This window comes from Sphingomonas sp. URJC2, from assembly GCF_059803575.1.
In genome coordinates, this window is the sequence record NZ_JAPFGX010000020.1 from 1 (window position 1) to 20774 (window position 20774).

A 20774-nucleotide genomic window follows, 5' to 3' on the forward strand; every position below is an offset into this window, starting at 1 on the left:
GTTCCGGCCGGGGCACCCCGCCCCGGCCGGAACGGCCGCCCCCATGAAACACCGATGAGAGCGCCAAGATGCTGAAGTCCCTGAGCCTTCCCAGAAAACTGGGCCTGTCGTTCATGCTGATCTGCGTGTCCGCAGCCATCATGATGGCGGTGTTCTTCGCGAACATCTCCATGATCCGGTCGACGACCGACCAGAACAACCAAAGCCAGTCGATCCATGCCCAGGCGCTGGCGCTGGAGACGGCTTTGCTGCGCCAGAACAGCCAGCTGCGCGGCTTTCTGGTCACCGGGGACGAGAGCTATCTGAAATCCTATGACGAAGGCCGGGAGGAATATGACCGGACTTCGGCCGAACTCGAAAAGACGCTGACCGAAGCCGCGCACCGCACGGCGCTGCTCAAGTCGCGCGAAGAAACCCTCGCCTGGCGCGAAAAATGGGGCGACCGGCTGATCCGCATGGTCAAGTCCGGCCAGCGCGACCGCGCGCAGGAAGAAACCCGTGCGGCCGGCAAGGCGGTGCTCGTCACCAACGCCGTGCTGCCGCTGCGCGACATCCGCGAGGCGCAGGTCGAGCTGAGCAAGAAGAATGGCGAACTGCAGGAAGGCGCGATCAGCTCCGCCACCACCGCGCTCGTGCTCGGCGGCCTTGCGCTGATCGGCATCGCCATCGCGCTTGCCGTCATGCTGAGCCGCGCGATCGCCAAGCCGATCACCGACCTGACCCGCGTGATGGGCGATCTGGCCGCCGGCCGCAACGACATCAGCGTGCCCGACACCGACCGTGGCGACGAGCTGGGCAACATGGCGCGCGCCGTGCTGGTGTTCCGCGACGCCGCGGTTGCCAAGCAGAAGGCCGATGCCGCCGCCGCCGAGGCGGAGGCCGTGCAGAAGCTGGTCGTCGACACCGTTTCGGGCCAGCTCTCCGCCCTTGCCGGTGGCGACCTGACCGTGCAGATCGACGCCGATTTCCCGGGCAGCTATGCCGCGGTCAAGACCAACTTCAACGCCGCCGTCTCGGCACTGCGCGACCTGATCGCGTCGGTCAGCCAGACCACCGCGTCGATCCGCACCGGCTCGGGCGAAATCGCCCAGGCGTCGGAAGATCTGGCGCGCCGCACCGAAGCCAATGCCGCAAGCCTTGAGGAAACCTCGGCTGCCGTGGCCGAAATGGACCAGCGCCTGAAGGCGACCGCCGAGGCCGCGCGCCGCACGGTCGAACGCGCCGACGGTGCCATCGCCACGGTCAGCGGCGGCCGCTCGACCGCCGACCAGGCGGTGCAGGCGATGACCCGCGTTGCCGACAGCGCCAAGGGCATCGACAGCGTCATCGAAGGCCTGGACAAGATCGCCTTCCAGACCCGCGTTCTCGCGATGAACGCGGCGGTCGAGGCCGGCCGCGCCGGCGAGGCGGGCCGCGGCTTCGCGGTCGTCGCCGACCTCGTCTCCGCCCTCGCCATGCGCTCGGAAGAAGAAGCCGCCCGCGCCCGCGACCAGCTCACCTCGACCCAGACCGATATCGGCGCGGCCGTCGAGGCGATCCACCGCGTGGACACGGCGCTCGCTGACATCTCGACCGATGTGGGCGAAGTGCACCAGCTGCTCGCCGGCATGGCCAATGACAACCAGGCCCAGGCCGCCGCGATCAGCGAGATCAGCACCGCCATCGGCTCGATGGACCAGTCGACCCAGCAGAATGCGGCGATGGTCGAGGAAACCTCGGCGGCCGCGCGCAACCTGGCGAGCGAGGTCGACGCCCTGTCCGAACAGGCGCTGCGGTTCAAGATCAGCGACCAGCTGGGTGCTGCCGCGCGGATGCGCAGCCCGGTGCTGAACACGACGGCACCGACCCGGCCGCTGCCTGCGGCGGCCGTGCGGGCGCTGTCCCGCCCGGCGGCGGCGACCGCCGACGACGACTGGACCAACTTCTGATGTCCCGGCGCTGCGGCGATGTTTTTGCCGCAGCGCCGGAAACCGGCCGGCCTGTTCCGGCTGAGAGGATTTTATGACAATCATGGTCCCGGCCGTCGAAGCCGGAGAGCTGTGGCGCCAGGCGCGTATTGCCCGGCAGCTCGGATCTTTCTTCGTCGCCGAAGTTCTGGAAGCCGCCGAACGGCAGCTTCACCGCGCCCCGCGGACCGCCGAAATGGTCCGCACCTGGCCGGGCGACCCGTCGGCCGCGGCCATGGCGATGCGGCTCAACGCCGCGCTCCACGCCCTTGCCCGGCGCGATACCATTCCTGTTCTGACAGCGCTGTATCGCGGCGAGCATGAGGATTATGACCGGGCGATCGCCGCCGCGCTGACCCTGGCGGACGAGTTCATCCAGAAATGGATGATGAACGTGCCCCAGACCAACGAGGTCGGCCGCGCTGCCGCCGTCGCCGCCGCGCTGATGCAGGTCAGCGGCCGCACCGGCATGCCGTTCGAGCTGCTCGAACTGGGGTCCAGCTGCGGCCTCAACCTCAACCTTGCCCGCTATGGCTATAATCTGGGTGGCGCGCCCGCCGGAGTGGCGGATTCGCGCGTGCAGATCGCGCCGGTCTGGCACGGCCCTGCGCCAAGTGTCGCCCCGCTTCAGGTCGTGCGCGCCGAGGGTGTCGACCTCAATCCGCTCGATCCCGGCGACGAGGCGACGCGCGAGCGGCTGCTGGCCTTTATCTGGGCCGATCAGCGCAAACGCTCGCACCGGCTGCAACAGGCGCTGGCGCTGGCCTGCTGCCACCCGCCGGTCGTCCATCAGGGCCATGCCGTGCCCTGGCTGGCCGACCGCCTCGCCCGCCCCCAGGCCGAGGGCGTGTGCCGCGCGGTCATCCATTCGATGGTGCTGCAATATCTGACCGCCGAGGAGCGCGCGCAGGTGACGGCGATGATCGCCGAAGCCGGGGCGCGGGCGACCGCGTCGCGCCCGCTCTGCTGGATCAGCTTTGAATGGACGCCGCCGCGCACCGAGGTGCTGCTGACGCTCACCAGCTGGCCCGATGGCGAAAAGCGGGTGCTGGCCAAATGCCACCCTTATGGCGACTGGGTCGAATGGAATGAGGAGCAGGGCCGGGCCTGATACGCCTGGCCCGGCCGGATCTGTCGTCAGCCCCCGGCCTTGCGCGGGTTGCAAAGGATTGCAATTCGCGTCATCACCTTGTCATTGACAAATGGAATGATCTCGATCAGTTTCTCTTTGAAACTTTGATCGGCGCGTGAGTCTCACGCGCCGTGGCTGCGCCGTTTCGACCGGGCCGGTGGCTTTCCGGCGAATGCAGGTTGAACGGCCGCAGTCGGTGATGAGGTAAACGGCACATGCACAGCCCCCTTCCCCGCTCCCTTGCCCTCGGGCTGGCCGCGCTTGCCGCCGCCTGTTCGGGCGGCGCGCCCCCGCCGCCGCCGCCGATGACCGTCGCGGTCGCCGCGCCGCTGACCCGCGAGGTCATCGACTGGGACGATTATGTCGGCCGGTTCGAGGCCATTCAGGATGTGAACGTGGTGCCGCGCGTGTCGGGCCAGGTGACGCGCATCGGCTTTCGCGAAGGCGTCGAAATCGGCCAGGGCGCGATGCTGTTTGAAATCGACCCCCGCCCCTATCGCGCCGCGCTCGCCCAGGCCGAGGCCGAGGCCGCACGGGCCGAGGCGACGCGCGCCAATGCCGCCGCCGAACTGGCGCGCGCGCGCCAGCTGCTCGACCAGCAGGCGATCAGCCGCGAGGAATATGACCAGAAGCTCGCCGCCGCGCGTGCCGGCGATGCCGGGCTGGCGGCGGCGCGCGCGCAGGTGCAGGCGCGGCGGCTGGACATGGAATTCACCACCGTGCGCGCGCCCATTGGCGGCCGCGTGTCGGACAAGCGGGTGGCGATCGGCGATTATGTGGTCGCCGGGCAGACGCTGCTGACCCGCATCGTATCGACCAACCCGATCTGGTTCACGTTCGACGGGGCGGAAAGCTTTTACCTCAAATATGTCCGGCAGGACAAAAATGGCGAGCGGCGCTCGTCGCGCTATGCGCCCAATCCGGTCGAGATCCAGCTGGCCGATGAAAGCGGCTATCGCTGGCGCGGGCGGATGGTGTTCGTCGACAATGCCATCGATCCGCGTTCGGGCACGATCCGCGCCCATGCCGAAGTCGCCAATCCCGACGGTTTTCTGGTGCCCGGCATGTTCGGCCGCGCCCGGCTGCTCGGGTCGGGCACCTACAAGGCGATGCTCGTCCCCGACGAAGCGGTGGTGACCGATCAGACGCGGCGGCTGGTCTATGTCGTCGGCCGCGACGGCAAGGTCGCCCCCCGGCTGGTCGAGACCGGGCCGATGGTCGAAGGGCTGCGCGTGATCCGCACGGGGCTCGCCCCGACCGACCGGGTGGTGCTGGACGGGCTGGCGCGGCTTCAGCCGGGCACGGCGGTCAAGCCCAAGCTGACGGCGATCAAGCCGCGCGCGGCCGATGACGCGCCGGTCGCCACGCCGATCACGACGCCGCCGCCCGCCGAAGCCACGGCACGCTGACGGGGGCCGGCGATGCGCTTTCCCCATTTCTTCATCGACCGGCCGATCTTCGCGGCGGTGCTGTCGATCCTGATCGTCATTGTCGGCATGGTCGCCTATCCGACCCTGCCGGTCGCCCAATATCCCGACATCGCGCCGCCGACCGTCGTCGTGTCGGCCAGCTTTCCGGGCGCATCGGCCGAAACCCTCGCCGAAACCGTGGCTGCCCCGCTTGAGGAGCAGATCAACGGCGTTGAAAACATGATCTACATGTCGTCCTCCTCGACCGGGGACGGCAATGTCGCGATCACCGTCACCTTCGCGCAGGGCACCGATGTCGATCAGGCGCAGGTGCTGGTGCAGAACCGGGTGGCGACGGCCGAGCCGCGCCTGCCCGAGGAGGTGCGCCAGATCGGCGTCACCGTGCGCAAGAACGCGCCCGACCTGCTGCTGGTCGCGACGCTCATCTCGCCCGACCGCTCGCTCGACCAGCAATATCTGTCGAATTATGCGACGCTTCAGCTGATCGACCGGCTGAGCCGCGTCACCGGCGTCGGCAGCGTGCGGCTGTTCGGCGGGCGCGATTACAATATGCGGGTGTGGATCGACCCCGACCGGGCGGCGACCCATGACCTGACGGTCGGCGAAATCGTCGCCGCGATCCGCGCGCAGAATGCGCAGGTCGCCGCCGGCGGCGTCGGCCAGCCGCCGTTCAACAAGGGCGGCACGGCGTTCCAGCTCAACCTGCAGGCGCGCGGCCGGCTGTCCAGCCCCGAAGAGTTCGGCCAGGTGATCGTCCGCCGGTTCGATGACGGGCGGCTGATCCGGCTGCGCGACGTCGCGCGGATCGAGCTGGGCGCGCAGGATTACAGCATCAACGCCTATCTGTCGGGCAGCCCCACGGTCGCCATCGCGATCTCGCAGCTGCCGGGGTCGAACGCGCTCGCCACCGCCGCCGCCGTCAAGGCGGAGCTGGATTCGGCGGCCAAGGGCTTTCCGCCGGGGATGAGCTACACCATCCCCTATAACCCGACCGAATATATCGATGCGTCGATCGCGGCGGTCACGGACACGCTGTTCGAGGCGGTGGTGCTGGTCGCGCTGGTGGTGCTGCTGTTCCTGCAAAGCTGGCGCGCGGCGATCATCCCGATCATCGCCATTCCGGTGTCGCTGATCGGGTCGCTGGCCGTGCTCGCCGCCTTTGGCTTCAGCCTCAACAACCTGTCGCTGTTCGGCATGGTGCTGGCGATCGGCATCGTCGTCGACGACGCCATCGTCGTCGTCGAAAATGTTGAGCGGCTGATGGAGCAGGAGGGGCTGTCGCCGCGCGCGGCCGCGCACAAGACGATGGACGAGGTGTCGGGCGCGCTGATCGCGATCGCGCTGGTGCTGATCGGGGTGTTCCTGCCGACCAGCTTCATCCCCGGCATTTCGGGCCAGTTCTACAAGCAGTTCGCGCTGACGATCATGAGCGCGACGGCGATTTCCGCCTTTGTCTCGCTCACCCTGTCGCCGGCAATGGCGGCGCTGGTGCTGCGCCCGCGCCATGACGCGGAGCCGGTCCCCGGCTGGCGCGGCGCACCGGGGCGGTTCGCGCGCGGGTTCAACCGCGGGTTCGACCGGCTGTCGGACCGTTATGGCCGCTTCACCGCGCGGGCGGTGCGCGCGCTGGCGATTGTCGGCATCGCCTATGCCTGTCTGATCGGGCTTGCCGGCTGGCGCTTTGCCGCGACGCCCACCGGCTTCATCCCGTCACAGGATCAGGGCTATCTGATCGCAGTCATCCAAATGCCGCCGGGCGCGTCGCTGGAACGTACGACCGAGGTGCTGGAAGAAGCGCAGCGGATCGCGCTGCGCAATCCCGCCACCGCGCGCACCGTGGCCTTTGCCGGGTTCGACGGGGCGACATTTTCGAGCGCGCCCAATGCCGCCGCCATGTTCGTGTCGATGAAGCCACATGACCAGCGCGCCGGGGCCGATCAGGTGCTGGGCGAGTTGAACGGCGCGCTGAGCGCGATCACCGCCGGCAGCATCTTCGTCATCCCGCCGCCCCCTGTGTCGGGCATCGGCACCGGCGGCGGCTTCAAGATGATGATCGAGGATCGCGGCGGCGCCGGGCTGCGCGCGCTTGAGGGCGTGACCTTCCAGATGATGATGGCGGCCAATCAGGCCCCGGGCATTGTCGGTGCCTTCACCACCTTCAACACCCGCACGCCGCGCCTGTTCGCCGATGTCGACCGCGAACGCGCCGAACAGCTGGGAGTGCCGGTCGAAAGCGTGTTCGCAACGCTCGGCACCTATCTCGGCTCGACCTATATCAACGATTTCAACTTTCTCGGCCGCACCTTCCGCGTGACGGCGCAGGCCGATGCCCCCTATCGCGACAGCGTGGCCGACATTTTGCAGCTGCGCACCCGCTCCGACACCGGCCAGATGGTGCCGCTCGGCTCGGTCATGTCGCTGGCCAATGACAGCGGGCCTTACCGCGTCGTGCGCTACAACCTCTATCCGGCGGCCGAGCTGCAGGGAAACACCCTGCCCGGTTTCTCGAGCGGCCAGTCGCTGGAGACGATGGAGGCGCTGGCGGCGGCCAACCTGCCTCAGGGCTTTGCCTATGACTGGACCGAGCTGGCGTTCGAACAGAAACAGGCGGGCAATACCGGGCTGATCGCCTTTGGCCTTGCCGTGGTGTTCGTGTTCCTGCTGCTCGCCGCGCAATATGAAAGCCTGATCCTGCCGCTCGCCGTCATCCTGATCGTGCCGATGTGCCTGCTGGCGGCGATGCTGGGCGTCAACGCGATGGGGATGGACAACAACATCCTGACCCAGATCGGGCTGGTGGTGCTGATCGGCCTTGCCGCCAAGAACGCCATCCTGATCGTCGAATTCGCCAAGCAGAATGAGGATCATGGCATGGAGCTGCGCGACGCGGCAAAGGCGGCGGCGGCGCTGCGCCTGCGGCCGATCCTGATGACCTCGATCGCTTTCATCCTCGGCGTGCTGCCGCTCGTCATCGGCACCGGGCCGGGCGCGGAAATGCGTCAGGCGCTGGGCGTCGCGGTGTTCTTCGGGATGCTGGGGGTGACGCTGTTCGGGCTGATCTTCACCCCGGCTTTCTATGTCATCAGCCGCCGCTTCGGCGACTGGGCGGCGACAAGGCTGCGGCGCGGCGCGCCCGCTGCACCTGCGGCCACCGGGGAGACCGGGGCATGACCGGACCGCGCATCACCACCAAGCCCGTTCGCCGCCGCTGGCTGGCCAGCCTGCTGCCGGCAGCGTTGCTCGCCGGCTGCGCGGCCGGGCCGGATTACACGGCCCCGTCCCTGCCCGGCGGGCCCGCCCCCCGGCTGCGCGAGGCCGATCTGGCCGCGGTCACGCCCAGCCCGCTGCCGGCGCAGTGGTGGCAGCTGTTCGACGATGCCGAGCTCAACCGGCTGGTCGCGCGCGCGCTTGAACGCAACACCGACCTGCGCCAGGCGAGCGCCAATCTGCAACGCGCCCGCGCCCTGCTGAGCGAGGCGCGCGCCGGCCAGCTGCCGACCACCGGGGTCAATGCCCAATATGTGCGCCAGCGCTTTGGCGGGCAGGTGTTCAACGCCGTTGGCGGCTTTCCGGTGCTGACCACCGATTTCTATTCGACGACGTTCGATTCGAGCTATGAGATCGACCTGTTCGGCGGCGTCAGCCGGGCGGTCGAGGCCGCGCGCGCCGATGCCGGTGCCGCGCAGGCGCAGGTCGATGCCGCGCGCGTCACCGTGGCGGCGGAGACGGCGCGCGCCTATGTGCTTGCCTGCGCCTATGCGGTGCAGGCCGATGTCGCGCGCGAGACGGTGCGGCTGCAGGACCAGAGCTTCGACCTGACCCGCCGGCTGGTCGAGGGCGGGCGCAGCACGCGGCGCGATCTGGCGCAGGCCGAAGCGCTCAAGGCGCAGACCGAGGCCGAATTGCCCCGGCTGGAGGCGGAGCGGCGCGCCGCGCTCTATGCGCTCGCCTATCTGACCGGCGACGCGCCCGAGGCGGCGGACATGGCCGCGGCGCAGTGCCGCACCCTGCCCCGCATCGCCCGGCCGATCCCGGTCGGCGACGGTCAGGCGCTGATCGCGCGGCGGCCCGATGTGCGCGCCGCCGAACGCACGCTGGCCGGCGACACGGCGCGGATCGGCGTGGCGACCGCCGCGCTTTATCCGTCAATCTCGCTGGGCGGGCAGGCGCTGCTCGGCTCACCGCAGATCGGCGATCTCGGCCGCTCGGCCAGCTTTGGCTATTCGCTCGGCCCGCTGATCAGCTGGTCCTTTCCCCTGAACGGTGCCGGCCGGGCGCGGGTGCGTCAGGCGCGGGCCGGGGCGGAGGCGAGCCTTGCCGCGTTCGACGGCACGGTGCTCAAGGCGTTGCAGGAGGCCGAACAGGCGCTCGCACGGCTGGGCGGCGCGCTCGACCGCGAGGCGGCGCTCGCCCGCGCCAACGCCGCGACGGCCGAGGCGGCGCGCCTGTCAGAGCTGCGCTACCGGGCCGGGGCCGACAGCTTCCTGCAATTGCTCGATGCCGAACGCCAGCGCGCCACCGCGCGCGCGGCGCTGGCTCAGGCCGAAGCCGACCGTGCCGAGGCGCAGATCGCCTTGTTCAAGGCTTTGGGTGGGGGCTGGGAAGCCCCGGCCAAACCGTAAAGCGCAGGGGGCCGGGAAGTCCCCTCCAGACCGCAACCGGCACATGTGCCGGGCCGCCGGGTGGCTCACCCCCCGCGCGACACTGCTCTCGGCCTGGCGGATGCCGGCGCGGGGCGCGCCTTCATGGCTACGCGGCCAGCCTCTCCCGTCCGTCCGGGGCGGTTTTGCACCCCGCGTCCCGTCCACGCCAATCGCCCGCCCGGTCGGGCAGGAAAAAGCGCTCGGATCGGGTTTGGACGATGAAATATTCGTTATGGATCATGTTTACGGTATCCGTTTCGATTCAGCTATCGACCTGAACAATATCATTTCGGATATTAGACCTTGTCTGAAAACAGACTCAAAGCAATTTTGACTGCAAGGCGTGCAACGACACCCTTGCGGAGGGGGTGGTCATGGCCTTGCAATACAGCAATACGAATGCGCCGCATCTGAACCGTTCGGTCCTCATCGCGCCCGGCCGCCGGATCAATCTCGCCGGCACCGATCACCCGCTGGCCAAGATCGTGCCCCGCACCCGGCTGGGGGCGCTCGCGCTCGACCTGTCGGTGCAGTCGTCGATCGCAACGATCCAGATCATCGCCACCAGCACCTATGTGAACGCGCTCACCGCGCTCGCCGCGCCGGCGATCACCTTTGCCGCGCCGCCGCCCGGCACCCATGGGATCACCGTCCAGCAGCTGCAATCCGCCTGGCAGAGCTTTGTTGAACAGCTGGCCGCGCTGCAGGGTCAGGCAATGGCCTGGATCGCGACCTCGCCGGGCAGCGGGGCCAGCATCTTTTCCAATCTGGTGTCGGTGGCCGGCACGATCGGCGGCATCAACACCACCGTGCAGGGCCAGTTCACCCTGCTGCAGACGCTGCCGGCCGGATCGCAGCAATGGCAGTCCGCGCTGGCCGAGGCCAAAAATCTGGTCGGTGTGGAGATCGCGCCGCTCGCCAGCCTCAAGACGCAGATCGGCACGCTGTCGACCAATCTGGGCAATGCCGCGTCGACGCTGACCACTGCCGCATCGACGGGCGTGCTCCAGCAATTGCAGACCGCCTATCAGAACGAGATCAACGCGCTCAATCAGGACATTGCCAACGCCAACGCGACGATCAGCAGCGATAACTCCAAGATCGTCGGGCTGGGCTTTGCTGCCGGCGCGGCGATCGTCGTCGGCATTATCGGGCTGTTCAACTTCTGGAATCCGTTCGGCTGGATCATGATCGCGGGCGGTGCGGCCGGGGCCTATTTCGCGATTGCCGAGATCGAGGCGCTGAAGGGCGAGATCGCGATCCTGACCCAGAAGATCAAGAACGACACCGCGACCATCGATACCGACCGCACGGCCGCCCAGACGGTCGCCGCCTTCGCCCAGAGCGCGCAGGCCGCGGCCAACATGAACAGCGCCGCCCAGCAGGAACTGAACACGCTGATCCAGCTGTGCTCGACACTGGGCGACGAGATGCAGGCCGCGCTGAACGATCTCAACCAGGACGATATCGCTGATGCGCTGACCGAATGGAATGAAGTGGTCGCCGCCGCCGCATTCCTGAGCGGGATCACCGCCTATATCTGGCCGGGATCGATCCAGCTTGCCAACCCGACCAACCTGTCGGCGACCGGCAACAGCGCCTATCTCGTCAGCAACTCGGGCGCCGTCTACCAATATCAGACCGGCGGCAACAGCTGGACTGAGCTGCCCGGGGCAAGCCTGTCGGTCGTCTCCGGCAGCGGTGGGGTGTTCGGCATCGACGGCGCGCCCGCCGACGGCTCGCAGATCCAGCCCACCCCCTATGGCCAGAGCTTTCAGGTCAAATCCTATGCGAACGGGGCCTGGACCAACCTGTCGACCTTCACCGCCGCGCAGATCGCGACCGACAGCCAGGGCAATCTGTGGGCGATCAACCAGACGATGTCCGACCGGCAGGCCTATAAGCTCAACGGCACGTCGTGGAGCGCGGTCGGCAAAATGCCCAACAGCGACGCGCCCGGCGATATTGCCGGCTCCAACGGCACGCTGTTCGCCATCGCCAATAATGGCCGCGGCCTGTGGTCGGCGGGCAGCGGCAGCTGGGTGCAGATCGGCACCGCCACCTATGCGGCGATGGACGCCAATGGCGGCTGGCTCGGCCTTGTCGACACCGGCGGCAATGGCTGGGTGGTCGACACGACCGCGACCAGCCCTGCCCCCCAGGCGATGATGACCGGGGTGAGCCTGCTCGCCCAGGCCCCGACCGGCGACCAGTATGTCACCGATGCCAGCCTCAACCTGTGGCATGTCGCCTATGTCGCCGGGCAGAGCCCGGTCTGCACCAAGCTGCGCTCCTCTGTGGTCGGCGTCGCCGTCAGCGACGGGGGCATTGTCTATGCGACCGACAACACCGGCAACATCTGGGTGCTGACCGCGCTTGCCACCAACAGCTGGCAGCTGCTGCCGGCGCTGCCGTCCTGAACCGGCCGGCTGCCACCCCCCGCAAACCGTGAAAGGAACCGCCATGGCCCCGCTGCCCGTGATCCCGATCCTGCAATCGGTCATGACCGCCCAGACCTATCTGCGCGCCGCCACCAATGCCAGCCTGCCGCCGGTGATCACCAGCCAGGGGCAATATGGTCCGCTCGTCACCAGCTTTGTCGACTGGCAGGAAGAGCTGTGGACCCAGTTCTGGTTAGGGCTGGTCAACACCGGGGTGGTCGCCGCCGCCGAGGAGGTGAACACTCTTTATCACAGCAATCTGGCCGATGAGGAGGTGATCAACGGCCTGCTTTACGACGATGACATCCCGATCGCCGTCGCCCAGTGCAACGACATCGCCAATCTGATCGCCAACGCCCAGCCGATCCTCCAGCAGCTTGAGGATATCGCCGCCGCGATCCAGGGGGCCGATCAGGCCAAGGTCGATGCCTATGCGGCGCTGGTCGCGCAGTTGCAGGACCAGTTCAACGCGCAGGAGGACAAGCTGACCCAGGACGCGCTCGACAGCGCGACCGAAATCGTGTCGACCGCCGTGGATGTCGCCATCGCGGTCGGCTCCGAGGGCGAGGACACGACCCAGCTGATCGAAGGCGTCATCAAGCTCGGCACGACGGCGATCGACGAGCTGGCGCTGACCGGTGGGATCGTCGAAACGCTCGGCCAGCTTGAAGATGCGTGGGCCGCACTCGATCAGGCGAGCACCGACCTTGCCCAGATCACCCATTGCTGCAAGCAGCTGAAGGCCGTGACCGATCAGGCGGCAGCGACGCTGACTGCGCTCAATACCCTGTCAACCGCGTGGAACAGCGTTGCCGCCACCACCACCCTGCCCGCCGATCAGTGGCAAGCCGAGGGGCGCACGGCGCTCGGCCAATGGGCAGCGCAGATGGTGAAACTCACCTTCGGCAATGCGACCCAGCGGGTGGCGACCAGCCCGGTCAGCGCGGCCTGATCCGGGGGGACCGCGCCGGTTCCGGCACCGCACCCGGGGGACGACACCCCGCCCCCCGGCGATCGGGCGGCACATCGGCTGTGCCGCCCGATCGGCGTTCCGCGCCGTCGCCTGCGGGCGATGGCGTCCATGCCCTTGACCTTCCACCCGATCCCGGTCGACCGGCATTGGCCTGTCCGGCTTTGGGTCGCGGCCAAGCAATGCCTCCACCTGATCGAGAAATGCGCTGTCACCCAGCGGACGCCCTGTATATTCCGAACGGAGCAGTCGTCCGAACATGGCCTCGCCCTCTCCGGCGCGCAACGGCCCGGCAACATATTGCCCCGCTGCGTCACATGATGCGGAATGCCAGCCACTCCAAAGCGAGCGAGCCGAGCCATTGCCGCACCGGCGCATCGCAGGGCCGAAATGTCAATTTACTGCGCTGCCCCCCGCGGTTAAAAGCGTTAAACTTTTCTAAGTTAAAATCAGTACATTCTGCGATTATTTGAATCGTTTCGCCAATTCGAAATAAACTAGATTGATAAGAGACTCAAAATATTCTTGCGCTTGTCAGAAATATCTCGAACCGTTATTTTCGCTGATCACTCTCAGAACCTTTTTCATGTTCGCCGCCTAAATATACGATATAGTTTTCTGGGAAATCAAAAATACAGTCTTTGTACATATAACGCAATATTGTAAACAAAGTAATCGAGTTATTTCCTACTTCCGCGACCAGCGATTCATCCGACCTGCGCCTTATAAAGAAGTTGTTTTTATATATTCTACTTGTTTTTTCTGATAATCGCTGTGCTTTTATGGAGTCGTTTCTTAGAGAGAATTTTTCCGTCGGCACTATCTTTATTATTTCTTTCGGCCCTGCATTTCTATCGAACCCCTCCTTCATATCTGACAAATATTCACTCCAGCCAGCTTGATCGATTATTTTTATATACGAGTCACGCTTACATGAATCCCTGAACTCGTCTATTCCATCTCCACATGCCGCCAAGACTGGAAATACGCATAATGATAAAGCGATTGAAAGCTTTTTTATTTGCATATTGATTTATTCCGAATCTATTATTCTGTTTAATCTACATTATTGAATTCAGTTATAGATTTTTCATTTGCAGAAAGATAAAATCAGCAGTTTCGGGGACACGATACTTAACTCCACCATCGGCCATCACGCCCCCTTCAGCTTGGGGCCGCGCCTTGCGGGGGCCATCTTGCGGTTAATGGCACGCTCTGCTTCTGTGATCCACTCCGCATCGGCGAGCGGCCTGCCAGTACGCAGGCGCGATTGGATCGCTGCAAGAACTCCCTCGCCCTGCTCTCTCGCGCCTCTCACTTCTGCTCCATGCAATAGTATCGCGTCCCCGGAATCCCCATCACAGCCAATCTGGACCGCCGGGAGGAGGAGCTATCGACGCCAGCCGCGCTCCCGCCCGCGCGGTCGCCGGTCATCCGGTCGAAATGGATGCAGCGTCATAAGTGATATTTGGGATCATGGTTGAAGAGCCGAAAAAAGCCCCAGCCGAAACTTGCCCCGCCAACTGAGCTAACCAACTCTTGTTTCGAGGGATTTGCGACGCCCCCACCAATTCGTGCCATAACGGGACAGATAACGGCACCATATGACTTGCATAACCATCCATTAAGGATGATTCTGCGGCCCCGGGGTGATCGGATCGCCCCTGGGGGGAAAGGGGCTATCACGATGAAAAACCTTATGAAAGCAGGCCTGCTTGCGGCAACGTCAGTCGCGCTCGCGACCGGTGCCGACGCGGCGATCACCATCCACACCACCTCGGCCAGCTTTGCCGCGGCTGCGACGGGCATCCAGACCGATACGTTCAACGATCTGGCCGAAACCCTCTATCAGTCGCCGCTCAACCGCACCGCCGGCTCGATCAGCTATCAGGTGAGTGCCCAGAACGGGGTGTTCCCGGGCAGCGTGTCGGGCAATCGGTTCCTGTCGACCAACACCGCGACGAACCCGATGACCTTCGGCAACTTCTCGACGTCGGTGTCGGCGATTGGCGGGCGCTTCTTCAGCTCGAACATTTCGGGCGCGTTCACGCCGTCGTCGCAGATCACGCTGACCGCGACGGACACGACCGGCAGCGTCGTCGAAGTGATCCTGAACCCGACCACGACCAGCTTTCGCGGCTTCACCACCACGGGCAGCTTCGTCTCGCTGGTCGTGACCGCGTTCAACCCGACCGGATCGAACCCGCTCTGGCCGTCGGTCGACGATCTGCAGCTCGGCACCGCGCTCACCGACGCGATCCCGGAACCGGCCAGCTGGGCGATGATGATCAGCGGCTTCGGCCTTGCCGGCATGGCGATGCGCCGTCGCCGGGTGAACATTGCCTTCGCCTGAACCAGGACATCCGCAACCGGCAAAAGGGGCCGCGCCAGATCATGGCGCGGCCTTTTTTTGCGTGCGGCCGGCCCGTGCGCCGGTCCGGGCACCGGGCGGGCCACACGCCAATATCATGAAAATCCGTGGAAACGCCGTGGTAGCGGAGGAGGGACTCGAACCCCCGACACGCGGATTATGATTCCGCTGCTCTAACCAGCTGAGCTACTCCGCCCCGTCTCGGCGAGGCGGCGCTATAGGCGGGCTGGCGCGCCCGGTCAACCGCCAGATCGCGCCAACTGGCAGTCGCCATGGCCTGCTTGACCGCAGGGCCGCGATCTTCTTTCTGGCACCGTGTCCCGGACAGGCCGGGCGGCGCGAGGGGGAGCGGCGACAGGTGACCGATGCAGGTGTGGGCCGGGTGGTGATCGTGGGTGCGGGCCATGGCGGCGCGCAGGCGGCGATCATGCTTCGTCAGGCGGGCTTTGCCGGCGAGGTGACGGTGATCGGCGACGAGCCGGAGCTGCCCTATGAGCGGCCGCCGCTGTCCAAGGATTATCTGGCCGGCGACAAGCCGTTCGAGCGGCTGCTGATCCGCCCCGAACGCTTCTGGCAGGAACGCAACGTCACGCTGCGGCCGGGCGAACGGGTGATCGCCATCGACGCCGAAGCGCACTGCGTGACGACCGATACGGGCATGGTGATCGGCTATGAACGGCTGATCTGGGCGGCAGGCGGGCGGCCGCGCGCCCTGCCCTGCCCCGGCGGCGACAGCGCCGATGTGCACTGCATCCGCACCCGCGCCGATGTCGACCGGCTGGTCGCGCGGCTGGGCGAGGCGGAGCGGATCGCCGTGATCGGCGGCGGCTATATCGGGCTGGAGGCGGCCGCAGTGCTGGTCAAGCTCGGCAAGCGGGTCAGCCTGTTCGAGGCGCAGGACCGGCTGCTCGCCCGCGTCGCCGGCCCGGCGCTGTCGGACTTTTACGCCGATCAGCACCGCGCCCATGGCGTCGACCTGCATCTGGGTGCCGGCGTGGCGGCGATCGAGACCGATCCGGCGAGTGGACGGATGACCGGCGTGCGCCTGACAGGCGCGGATGGCGCGCCGGGCGCGCTGATCCACGCCGACATGGCGATTGTCGGCATCGGCATCGTGCCCGAGGTCGCACCGCTGCTTGCGGCCGGCGCTGACGGCGATGCCGGGGGCGTGATCGTCGACGAACGCTGCCGCACCAGCCTGGCCGACATTTTTGCGATTGGCGACTGCGCGGTCGCCGCCAACCGCTTTGCCGGCGGCGCGCGCATCCGCGTCGAATCGGTCCAGAACGCCAATGATCAGGCCAATGTCGCCGCGCGCACCATCTGCGGCGAGGATGCCGTGTACGATGCCGTGCCCTGGTTCTGGTCGAACCAATATGATCTGAAGCTGCAAACGGTCGGCCTGTCGCTCGGCCATGACGCGGCGGTGCTGCGCGGCGATCCGGCGTCGGCGAGCTTTTCGGTCGTCTATCTGAAGGCGGGCCGGGTGATCGCGCTCGACTGCGTCAACGCGACCAAGGATTATGTGCAGGGCCGCGCGCTCGTGCTCGCCGGAGCGCGGATCGATCCGGGCGATCTTGCCGATGCGTCGCGGCCGCTGAAGGAACTGGCGCAGGCCGGGTGAGCCCGGTCAGCCGCGCCCGGTGAAGCGGTAGCTGCCAATCGCCTCCCACGGCCCGCCGCGCCACGCCCAGCTCGCCAGCCCGGCTATGTGCAGCGGCCGGGCAGTCACATCGGCCGACAGGGCGGTGAACAGCGCCTTTGCCGCGCGCGCCGTGACGCCGTTCTGGATCGTGATATGCGGCTGCCACCCCGCCCGGTCCTGCGCGCCGAGCAGGCCCGCCAGCCCGTCGGCGAGTTCGTCGCGGATCGCGGCCAGATCGGCGCTGTGGACGCTCAGCGCCACCCCCGCCTCCAGCCGCATCACCCCGGCGATCCGCGCGCGCGGCGGTGCCCGCCCCGCCACCGCCGCGCGCAGCCGCGTGGCCAGTTCCGGCCCGCTTGCCGGGGGCAGCTGGTGAAACAGCGTCAGATGCGCCGGCACATGGTTGCGCGCCGCCGGATAATGCGCCCGCCGCAGCGCATCGGCAAAGGCCTGATCGGCCGGGCCAAGAAGCGCGGTGACAATGATCGGCGCGGGCGTCAAACTGGCCGCCACAAGCCGGCGCTGCCCCGCCCGCGCGCCGCCACCGGATCAGGGAGACAGGAATGATCGATTTTCACACCGCCGCCACCCCCAATGGCCATAAGGTCTCGATCATGCTCGAGGAATGCGGGCTTGAATATCGTCTGCATGTGATCGACCTGTCCTCCCAGGCGCAGAAACAGCCGGAGTTTCTGGCGATCAACCCCAATGGCCGGATCCCGGCGATTGTCGACAATGGCTTTGCCGTGTTCGAATCGGGCGCGATCCTGCTCTATCTCGCCGAAAAGACCGGGCGTTTCCTGCCCGCCGACGCCGAAGGGCGCAGCCGCGCGGTCCAGTGGCTGATGTGGCAGATGGGCGGGCTTGGCCCGATGATGGGGCAGCTCAACGTCTTCAAACGCTATTTCCCCGAACATATCCCCGCCGCGATCGAGCGCTATGAGCGCGAAAGCTACCGGCTGTTCGGGGTGATGGAAACGCGGCTGGCTGACAGCCCGTATCTCGCGGGCGACGAATACAGCATCGCCGACATCGCCTGCTGGCCCTGGGTGCGCGCGCATGAATGGCCGGGCCTGACGCTGGCCAATCATCCGCGCCTTGCCGACTGGCTGGCGCGGATCGGCGAACGGCCGGCGGTGGTGCGCGGCATGCAGGTGCCGCCGCGCCCCGACATGAGCGGCGACGGCGCGCAGCGCTTTGTCGAGCGGGCGCGCACGATCCTGGCGTAAGGGGGGAGTTTGCGCCGCGGGTGTTTGTCTGTTGCGCGCCTCACGGCGCGGGGGCGGCGTTGTTTGTGGTGCGGCTCACGCCGCACGGGCGGCACCGGCCCGCACCCCCACCCGGCCTCCCAACGGCAGTGTACTATGGGAGGCCGGGTGGGGGTGCGGGCCGGCGCCGTTCTTCCCTAACAAAAACACCCGGTGCCGTTCTTCCCAGCCACAACACCCGGCAGCGCCGGTCAGATTTCGACCTGGCTGCCCAGTTCGACCACGCGATTGGTGGGCAGGCGGAAAAACTCCATCGCGCTTTCCGCGTTGCGCAGCATCCATGCGAACAGCTTTTCCCGCCACAGCGCCATGCCCGGCCGCGACGAGGCGAGCAGCGTCTGGCGCGCGAGGAAGAAGCTGGTGTCCATCATCTTGAACTCCGGCCCGCAGCCGGTGAGGTTCTTGAGCGCGGCGGGAACATCGGGTTCCTGCATGAAGCCATATTTGATCACCAGCCGGTGGAAGCCCCGGCCCAGATCCTCAAGCTGGCAGCGCTTCACCTGCTCGACATAGGGCACGTCGAGGATCCTGACCGTCAGCAGGATCACCCGCTCGTGCAGCACCTTGTTGTGCTTGAGATTGTGCAGCAGCGCATGCGGCACACCTTCGGGGGTCGAGGTCATGAACACCGCCGTCCCGGCGACGCGGGTCGCCGAGTTGGTAGCCGATTCGATGAAGATCGAAATCGGCATCGCCGATTCGCGCAGCCGCTCGATCATCAGCTTGCGCCCCTTGGCCCAGGTGGTGAGCAGCGTGAAAGCGATCAGCCCGACCAGCAGCGGGAACCAGCCGCCATCGGGCACCTTGGTGAGGTTGGAGGCCAGATAGGCAAGGTCGACGATGAAGAACACAGCGAGCAGCAATGTCGCCAGCAGCTTGTTCCAGCGCCACATCGAAAACAGCACCACCGCAAGCAGACAGGCATCGATCGACATCGCGCCCGTCACCGCAATGCCATAGGCGGCGGCAAGGTTGGACGAGGACTGGAAGCTGAGCACCAGCAGGATCACGACCGTCATCAGCGTCCAGTTGATGACCGGGATATAGATCTGCCCGGCGGTCGACGCGCTGGTATGGGTGATGCGCAGGCGCGGGATGAACCCCAGCTGGATCGCCTGCTGCGTCACCGAAAACGCGCCGGAAATCACCGCCTGGCTGGCGATGATCGTGGCGAGCGTCGCCAGAATGACCAGCGGCAGGCGCATCGCCTCGGGCGCGAGCAGGAAGAACGGGTTCTTGATCGTCTCGACCGCCGCCTCCGGCGGCAGGCCGACGACCATCGCACCCTGCCCCAGATAATTGAGCATCAGCGCCGGCAGCACGAAAAACAGCCATGACACGCGGATCGGGTTGCGGCCGAAATGCCCCATATCGGCATAAAGCGCCTCCGCCCCCGTCACCGCGAGCACAACCGAGCCGAGCGCGAGAAACGCCAGCCACTGGTCGACCACGAAGAACTGCACCGCATACCAGGGATTGAGCGCAGTCAGGACGTCCGGCGCCTTCACGATCTGGACGATGCCCAGCGCCGCGATGACGACGAAATAGGCGAGCATGATCGGCCCGAACAGCCGCCCGACCGCCGCCGTCCCGCGCGACTGGATCATGAACAGGAAGATCAGGATGCCGACCGCGATCGGCACGACCAGCGGGGCAAAGCGCGCCTCGACCACCGTCAGCCCTTCGACCGCCGAGAGCACCGACATCGCCGGGGTGATCATCGAGTCGCCGTAAAACAGCGCGGTGGCAAACACGCCCAGCAGCACGATGGGCGCGGTCCAGCGCGCGCCATTGGTCGAGCGGTTGATGAGCGCCAGCAAGGCCAGGCTGCCGCCCTCGCCCTTGTTGTCGGCGCGCATGATGATCGACACATATTTGACCGTGACGACCAGCATCATCGACCAGAAGACGAGGCTGAGCACACCATAGATGTGCAGCCGGTCGGGCGTCAGCGGGTGATGGCCGGCGAACGTCTCGCGGAACGCATAGATCGGGCTGGTGCCGATATCGCCGAACACGATGCCGATGGCGGCGATCGCCAGCCGCGTCAGACCCTGCCCTGCATGGCCATGCGGATCCTGCATCGCCGGGGCGTCATCGCACCCGGCAGTGCCCTGCCCCATCGGGTCGGCCGTGCCAGACATCATCGGCAGGCCATTTCGATCAATCGCGATATCAAGCGCATCACAAGCAGAACGCCCCTTGTACAGGCGCGCGGCCCCTATCATGCGCCCGGTGGGGCTGCAACGGCTATCGGGGGAATGGGCCTGTCGGGGAATAGGCCTATCGGGTCACCGGGACGATCCGGGCGACCGCTCCCGGCCATCTGCTCCGGCAGTGCCGAACAGCGCATCGGCCTCGCTGCGGGTGGGGATGGCGCGCAGCACGAAGCTGCTGCTGATCGTCGTCACGCCGGGCAGCCGGCCGAGATGCTCGCGGTGCAGCCGCTCATAATCGTCAAGGTCGCGGGCGACGATCTTCAGCCGGTAATCATGCGCGCCCGAAATCAGCGCGCATTCGACCACGCCGTCGATCGCCGCCACCGCGCGTTCGAATCGCGCCAGATCCTCCTCGACCTGGGTGCTGAGCGTGATGTCGACCAGCGCGGTGACATGAAAGCCGAGCCGGCGATGGCCAAGCCGCGCGCCATAGCCCTGGATCAGCCCGCCCGCCTCCAGCGCCTGGATGCGCCGCGTGCACGCCGACTGGGACAGGCCGACCCGTTCGGCAATCTGCGCGACCGGCAGCCGGGCATCGGCGGCAAGCGTCTTCAGGATATTGCGGTCGATCCGGTCCATGCGCAGACATTCTCCGTTTTTGCGGCATAGCGCGCGCAATCCATGCGTGCAATCGACACCCGGCGCAGCGAAGTTGCAGGGATTCGCATGCCCGCTTTGCGCTATCGAACCGGCGACAACCCGAAGACTG

14 protein-coding genes and 1 tRNA gene are annotated in these 20774 nt (G+C 66.6%); 10 read left to right on the forward strand and 5 right to left on the reverse strand.

Translation table 11 applies throughout. From position 1 onward, the window contains the following. The first annotated feature begins 68 nt into the window (after positions 1 to 68). From OPU66_RS08950 to OPU66_RS08980, 7 genes are all read left to right on the forward strand, one after another. Positions 69 to 1928 (forward strand): methyl-accepting chemotaxis protein, encoded by a 1860-nt coding sequence (locus tag OPU66_RS08950; RefSeq protein WP_498553280.1) that lies wholly within the window; start codon positions 69 to 71, stop codon positions 1926 to 1928. A 73-nt stretch (positions 1929 to 2001) separates the two neighbouring features. After that, entirely contained in the window at positions 2002 to 3057 is a 1056-nt protein-coding gene (locus tag OPU66_RS08955) for a DUF2332 domain-containing protein (protein ID WP_498553281.1), read from the forward strand. A gap of 236 nt (positions 3058 to 3293) precedes the next feature. Next, on the forward strand, positions 3294 to 4487 hold the full coding sequence (locus OPU66_RS08960; protein WP_498553282.1) for an efflux RND transporter periplasmic adaptor subunit: 1194 nt from the start codon (positions 3294 to 3296) through the stop codon (positions 4485 to 4487). A 12-nt stretch (positions 4488 to 4499) separates the two neighbouring features. Next, positions 4500 to 7679, forward strand: coding sequence for an efflux RND transporter permease subunit (locus tag OPU66_RS08965; protein ID WP_498553283.1), 3180 nt, complete (start codon positions 4500 to 4502; stop codon positions 7677 to 7679). Next, complete coding sequence (locus OPU66_RS08970) at positions 7676 to 9130, forward strand: efflux transporter outer membrane subunit (protein ID WP_498553284.1); 1455 nt, start codon at positions 7676 to 7678, stop codon at positions 9128 to 9130. Before OPU66_RS08965 ends, OPU66_RS08970 begins: the two co-directional genes overlap by 4 nt. Positions 9131 to 9525: 395 nt before the next feature. Next, entirely contained in the window at positions 9526 to 11571 is a 2046-nt protein-coding gene (locus tag OPU66_RS08975; RefSeq protein ID WP_498553285.1) for a hypothetical protein, read from the forward strand. Positions 11572 to 11614: 43 nt separating this feature from the next. After that, positions 11615 to 12544 (forward strand): hypothetical protein, encoded by a 930-nt coding sequence (locus OPU66_RS08980; protein ID WP_498553286.1) that lies wholly within the window; start codon positions 11615 to 11617, stop codon positions 12542 to 12544. A 571-nt stretch (positions 12545 to 13115) separates the two neighbouring features. Here OPU66_RS08980 and OPU66_RS08985 read toward each other — a convergent pair. Then, positions 13116 to 13589 carry a hypothetical protein gene (locus OPU66_RS08985; protein ID WP_498553287.1) on the reverse strand — a complete coding sequence of 158 codons (474 nt, stop codon included), beginning with the start codon at positions 13587 to 13589 and terminating at the stop codon, positions 13116 to 13118. Positions 13590 to 14261: 672 nt separating this feature from the next. On the opposite strand from OPU66_RS08985, the gene OPU66_RS08990 reads away from it, so the two are divergent. Then, positions 14262 to 14915, forward strand: a complete 654-nt coding sequence (locus tag OPU66_RS08990; protein ID WP_498553288.1) for a PEPxxWA-CTERM sorting domain-containing protein — start codon at positions 14262 to 14264, stop codon at positions 14913 to 14915. 137 nt (positions 14916 to 15052) lie between these two features. Here OPU66_RS08990 and OPU66_RS08995 read toward each other — a convergent pair. After that, positions 15053 to 15129: transfer RNA gene (locus tag OPU66_RS08995), tRNA-Met, on the reverse strand. A gap of 162 nt (positions 15130 to 15291) precedes the next feature. Between OPU66_RS08995 and OPU66_RS09000 the strand changes: the two genes are divergently transcribed. Further along, positions 15292 to 16557 carry an NAD(P)/FAD-dependent oxidoreductase gene (locus tag OPU66_RS09000; protein ID WP_498553289.1) on the forward strand — a complete coding sequence of 422 codons (1266 nt, stop codon included), beginning with the start codon at positions 15292 to 15294 and terminating at the stop codon, positions 16555 to 16557. A 6-nt stretch (positions 16558 to 16563) separates the two neighbouring features. Here the strand turns inward: OPU66_RS09000 and OPU66_RS09005 are convergent, their stop codons facing one another. After that, positions 16564 to 17091, reverse strand: coding sequence for a 2'-5' RNA ligase family protein (locus OPU66_RS09005; protein WP_498553290.1), 528 nt, complete (start codon positions 17089 to 17091; stop codon positions 16564 to 16566). 50 nt (positions 17092 to 17141) lie between these two features. Between OPU66_RS09005 and OPU66_RS09010 the strand changes: the two genes are divergently transcribed. Then, positions 17142 to 17807 carry a glutathione S-transferase family protein gene (locus tag OPU66_RS09010; RefSeq protein ID WP_498553291.1) on the forward strand — a complete coding sequence of 222 codons (666 nt, stop codon included), beginning with the start codon at positions 17142 to 17144 and terminating at the stop codon, positions 17805 to 17807. Between the two features lie 230 nt (positions 17808 to 18037). On the opposite strand, the gene OPU66_RS09015 is transcribed toward OPU66_RS09010, so the two are convergent. Both OPU66_RS09015 and OPU66_RS09020 read right to left on the reverse strand, forming a co-directional pair. Next, a complete protein-coding gene (locus OPU66_RS09015) occupies positions 18038 to 19969 on the reverse strand; it encodes a potassium transporter Kup (RefSeq protein WP_498553330.1) in 1932 nt (643 codons plus the stop codon). Positions 19970 to 20137: 168 nt separating this feature from the next. Further along, positions 20138 to 20644, reverse strand: a complete 507-nt coding sequence (locus tag OPU66_RS09020) for an Lrp/AsnC family transcriptional regulator (protein WP_498553292.1) — start codon at positions 20642 to 20644, stop codon at positions 20138 to 20140. Positions 20645 to 20774: the final 130 nt, after the last annotated feature.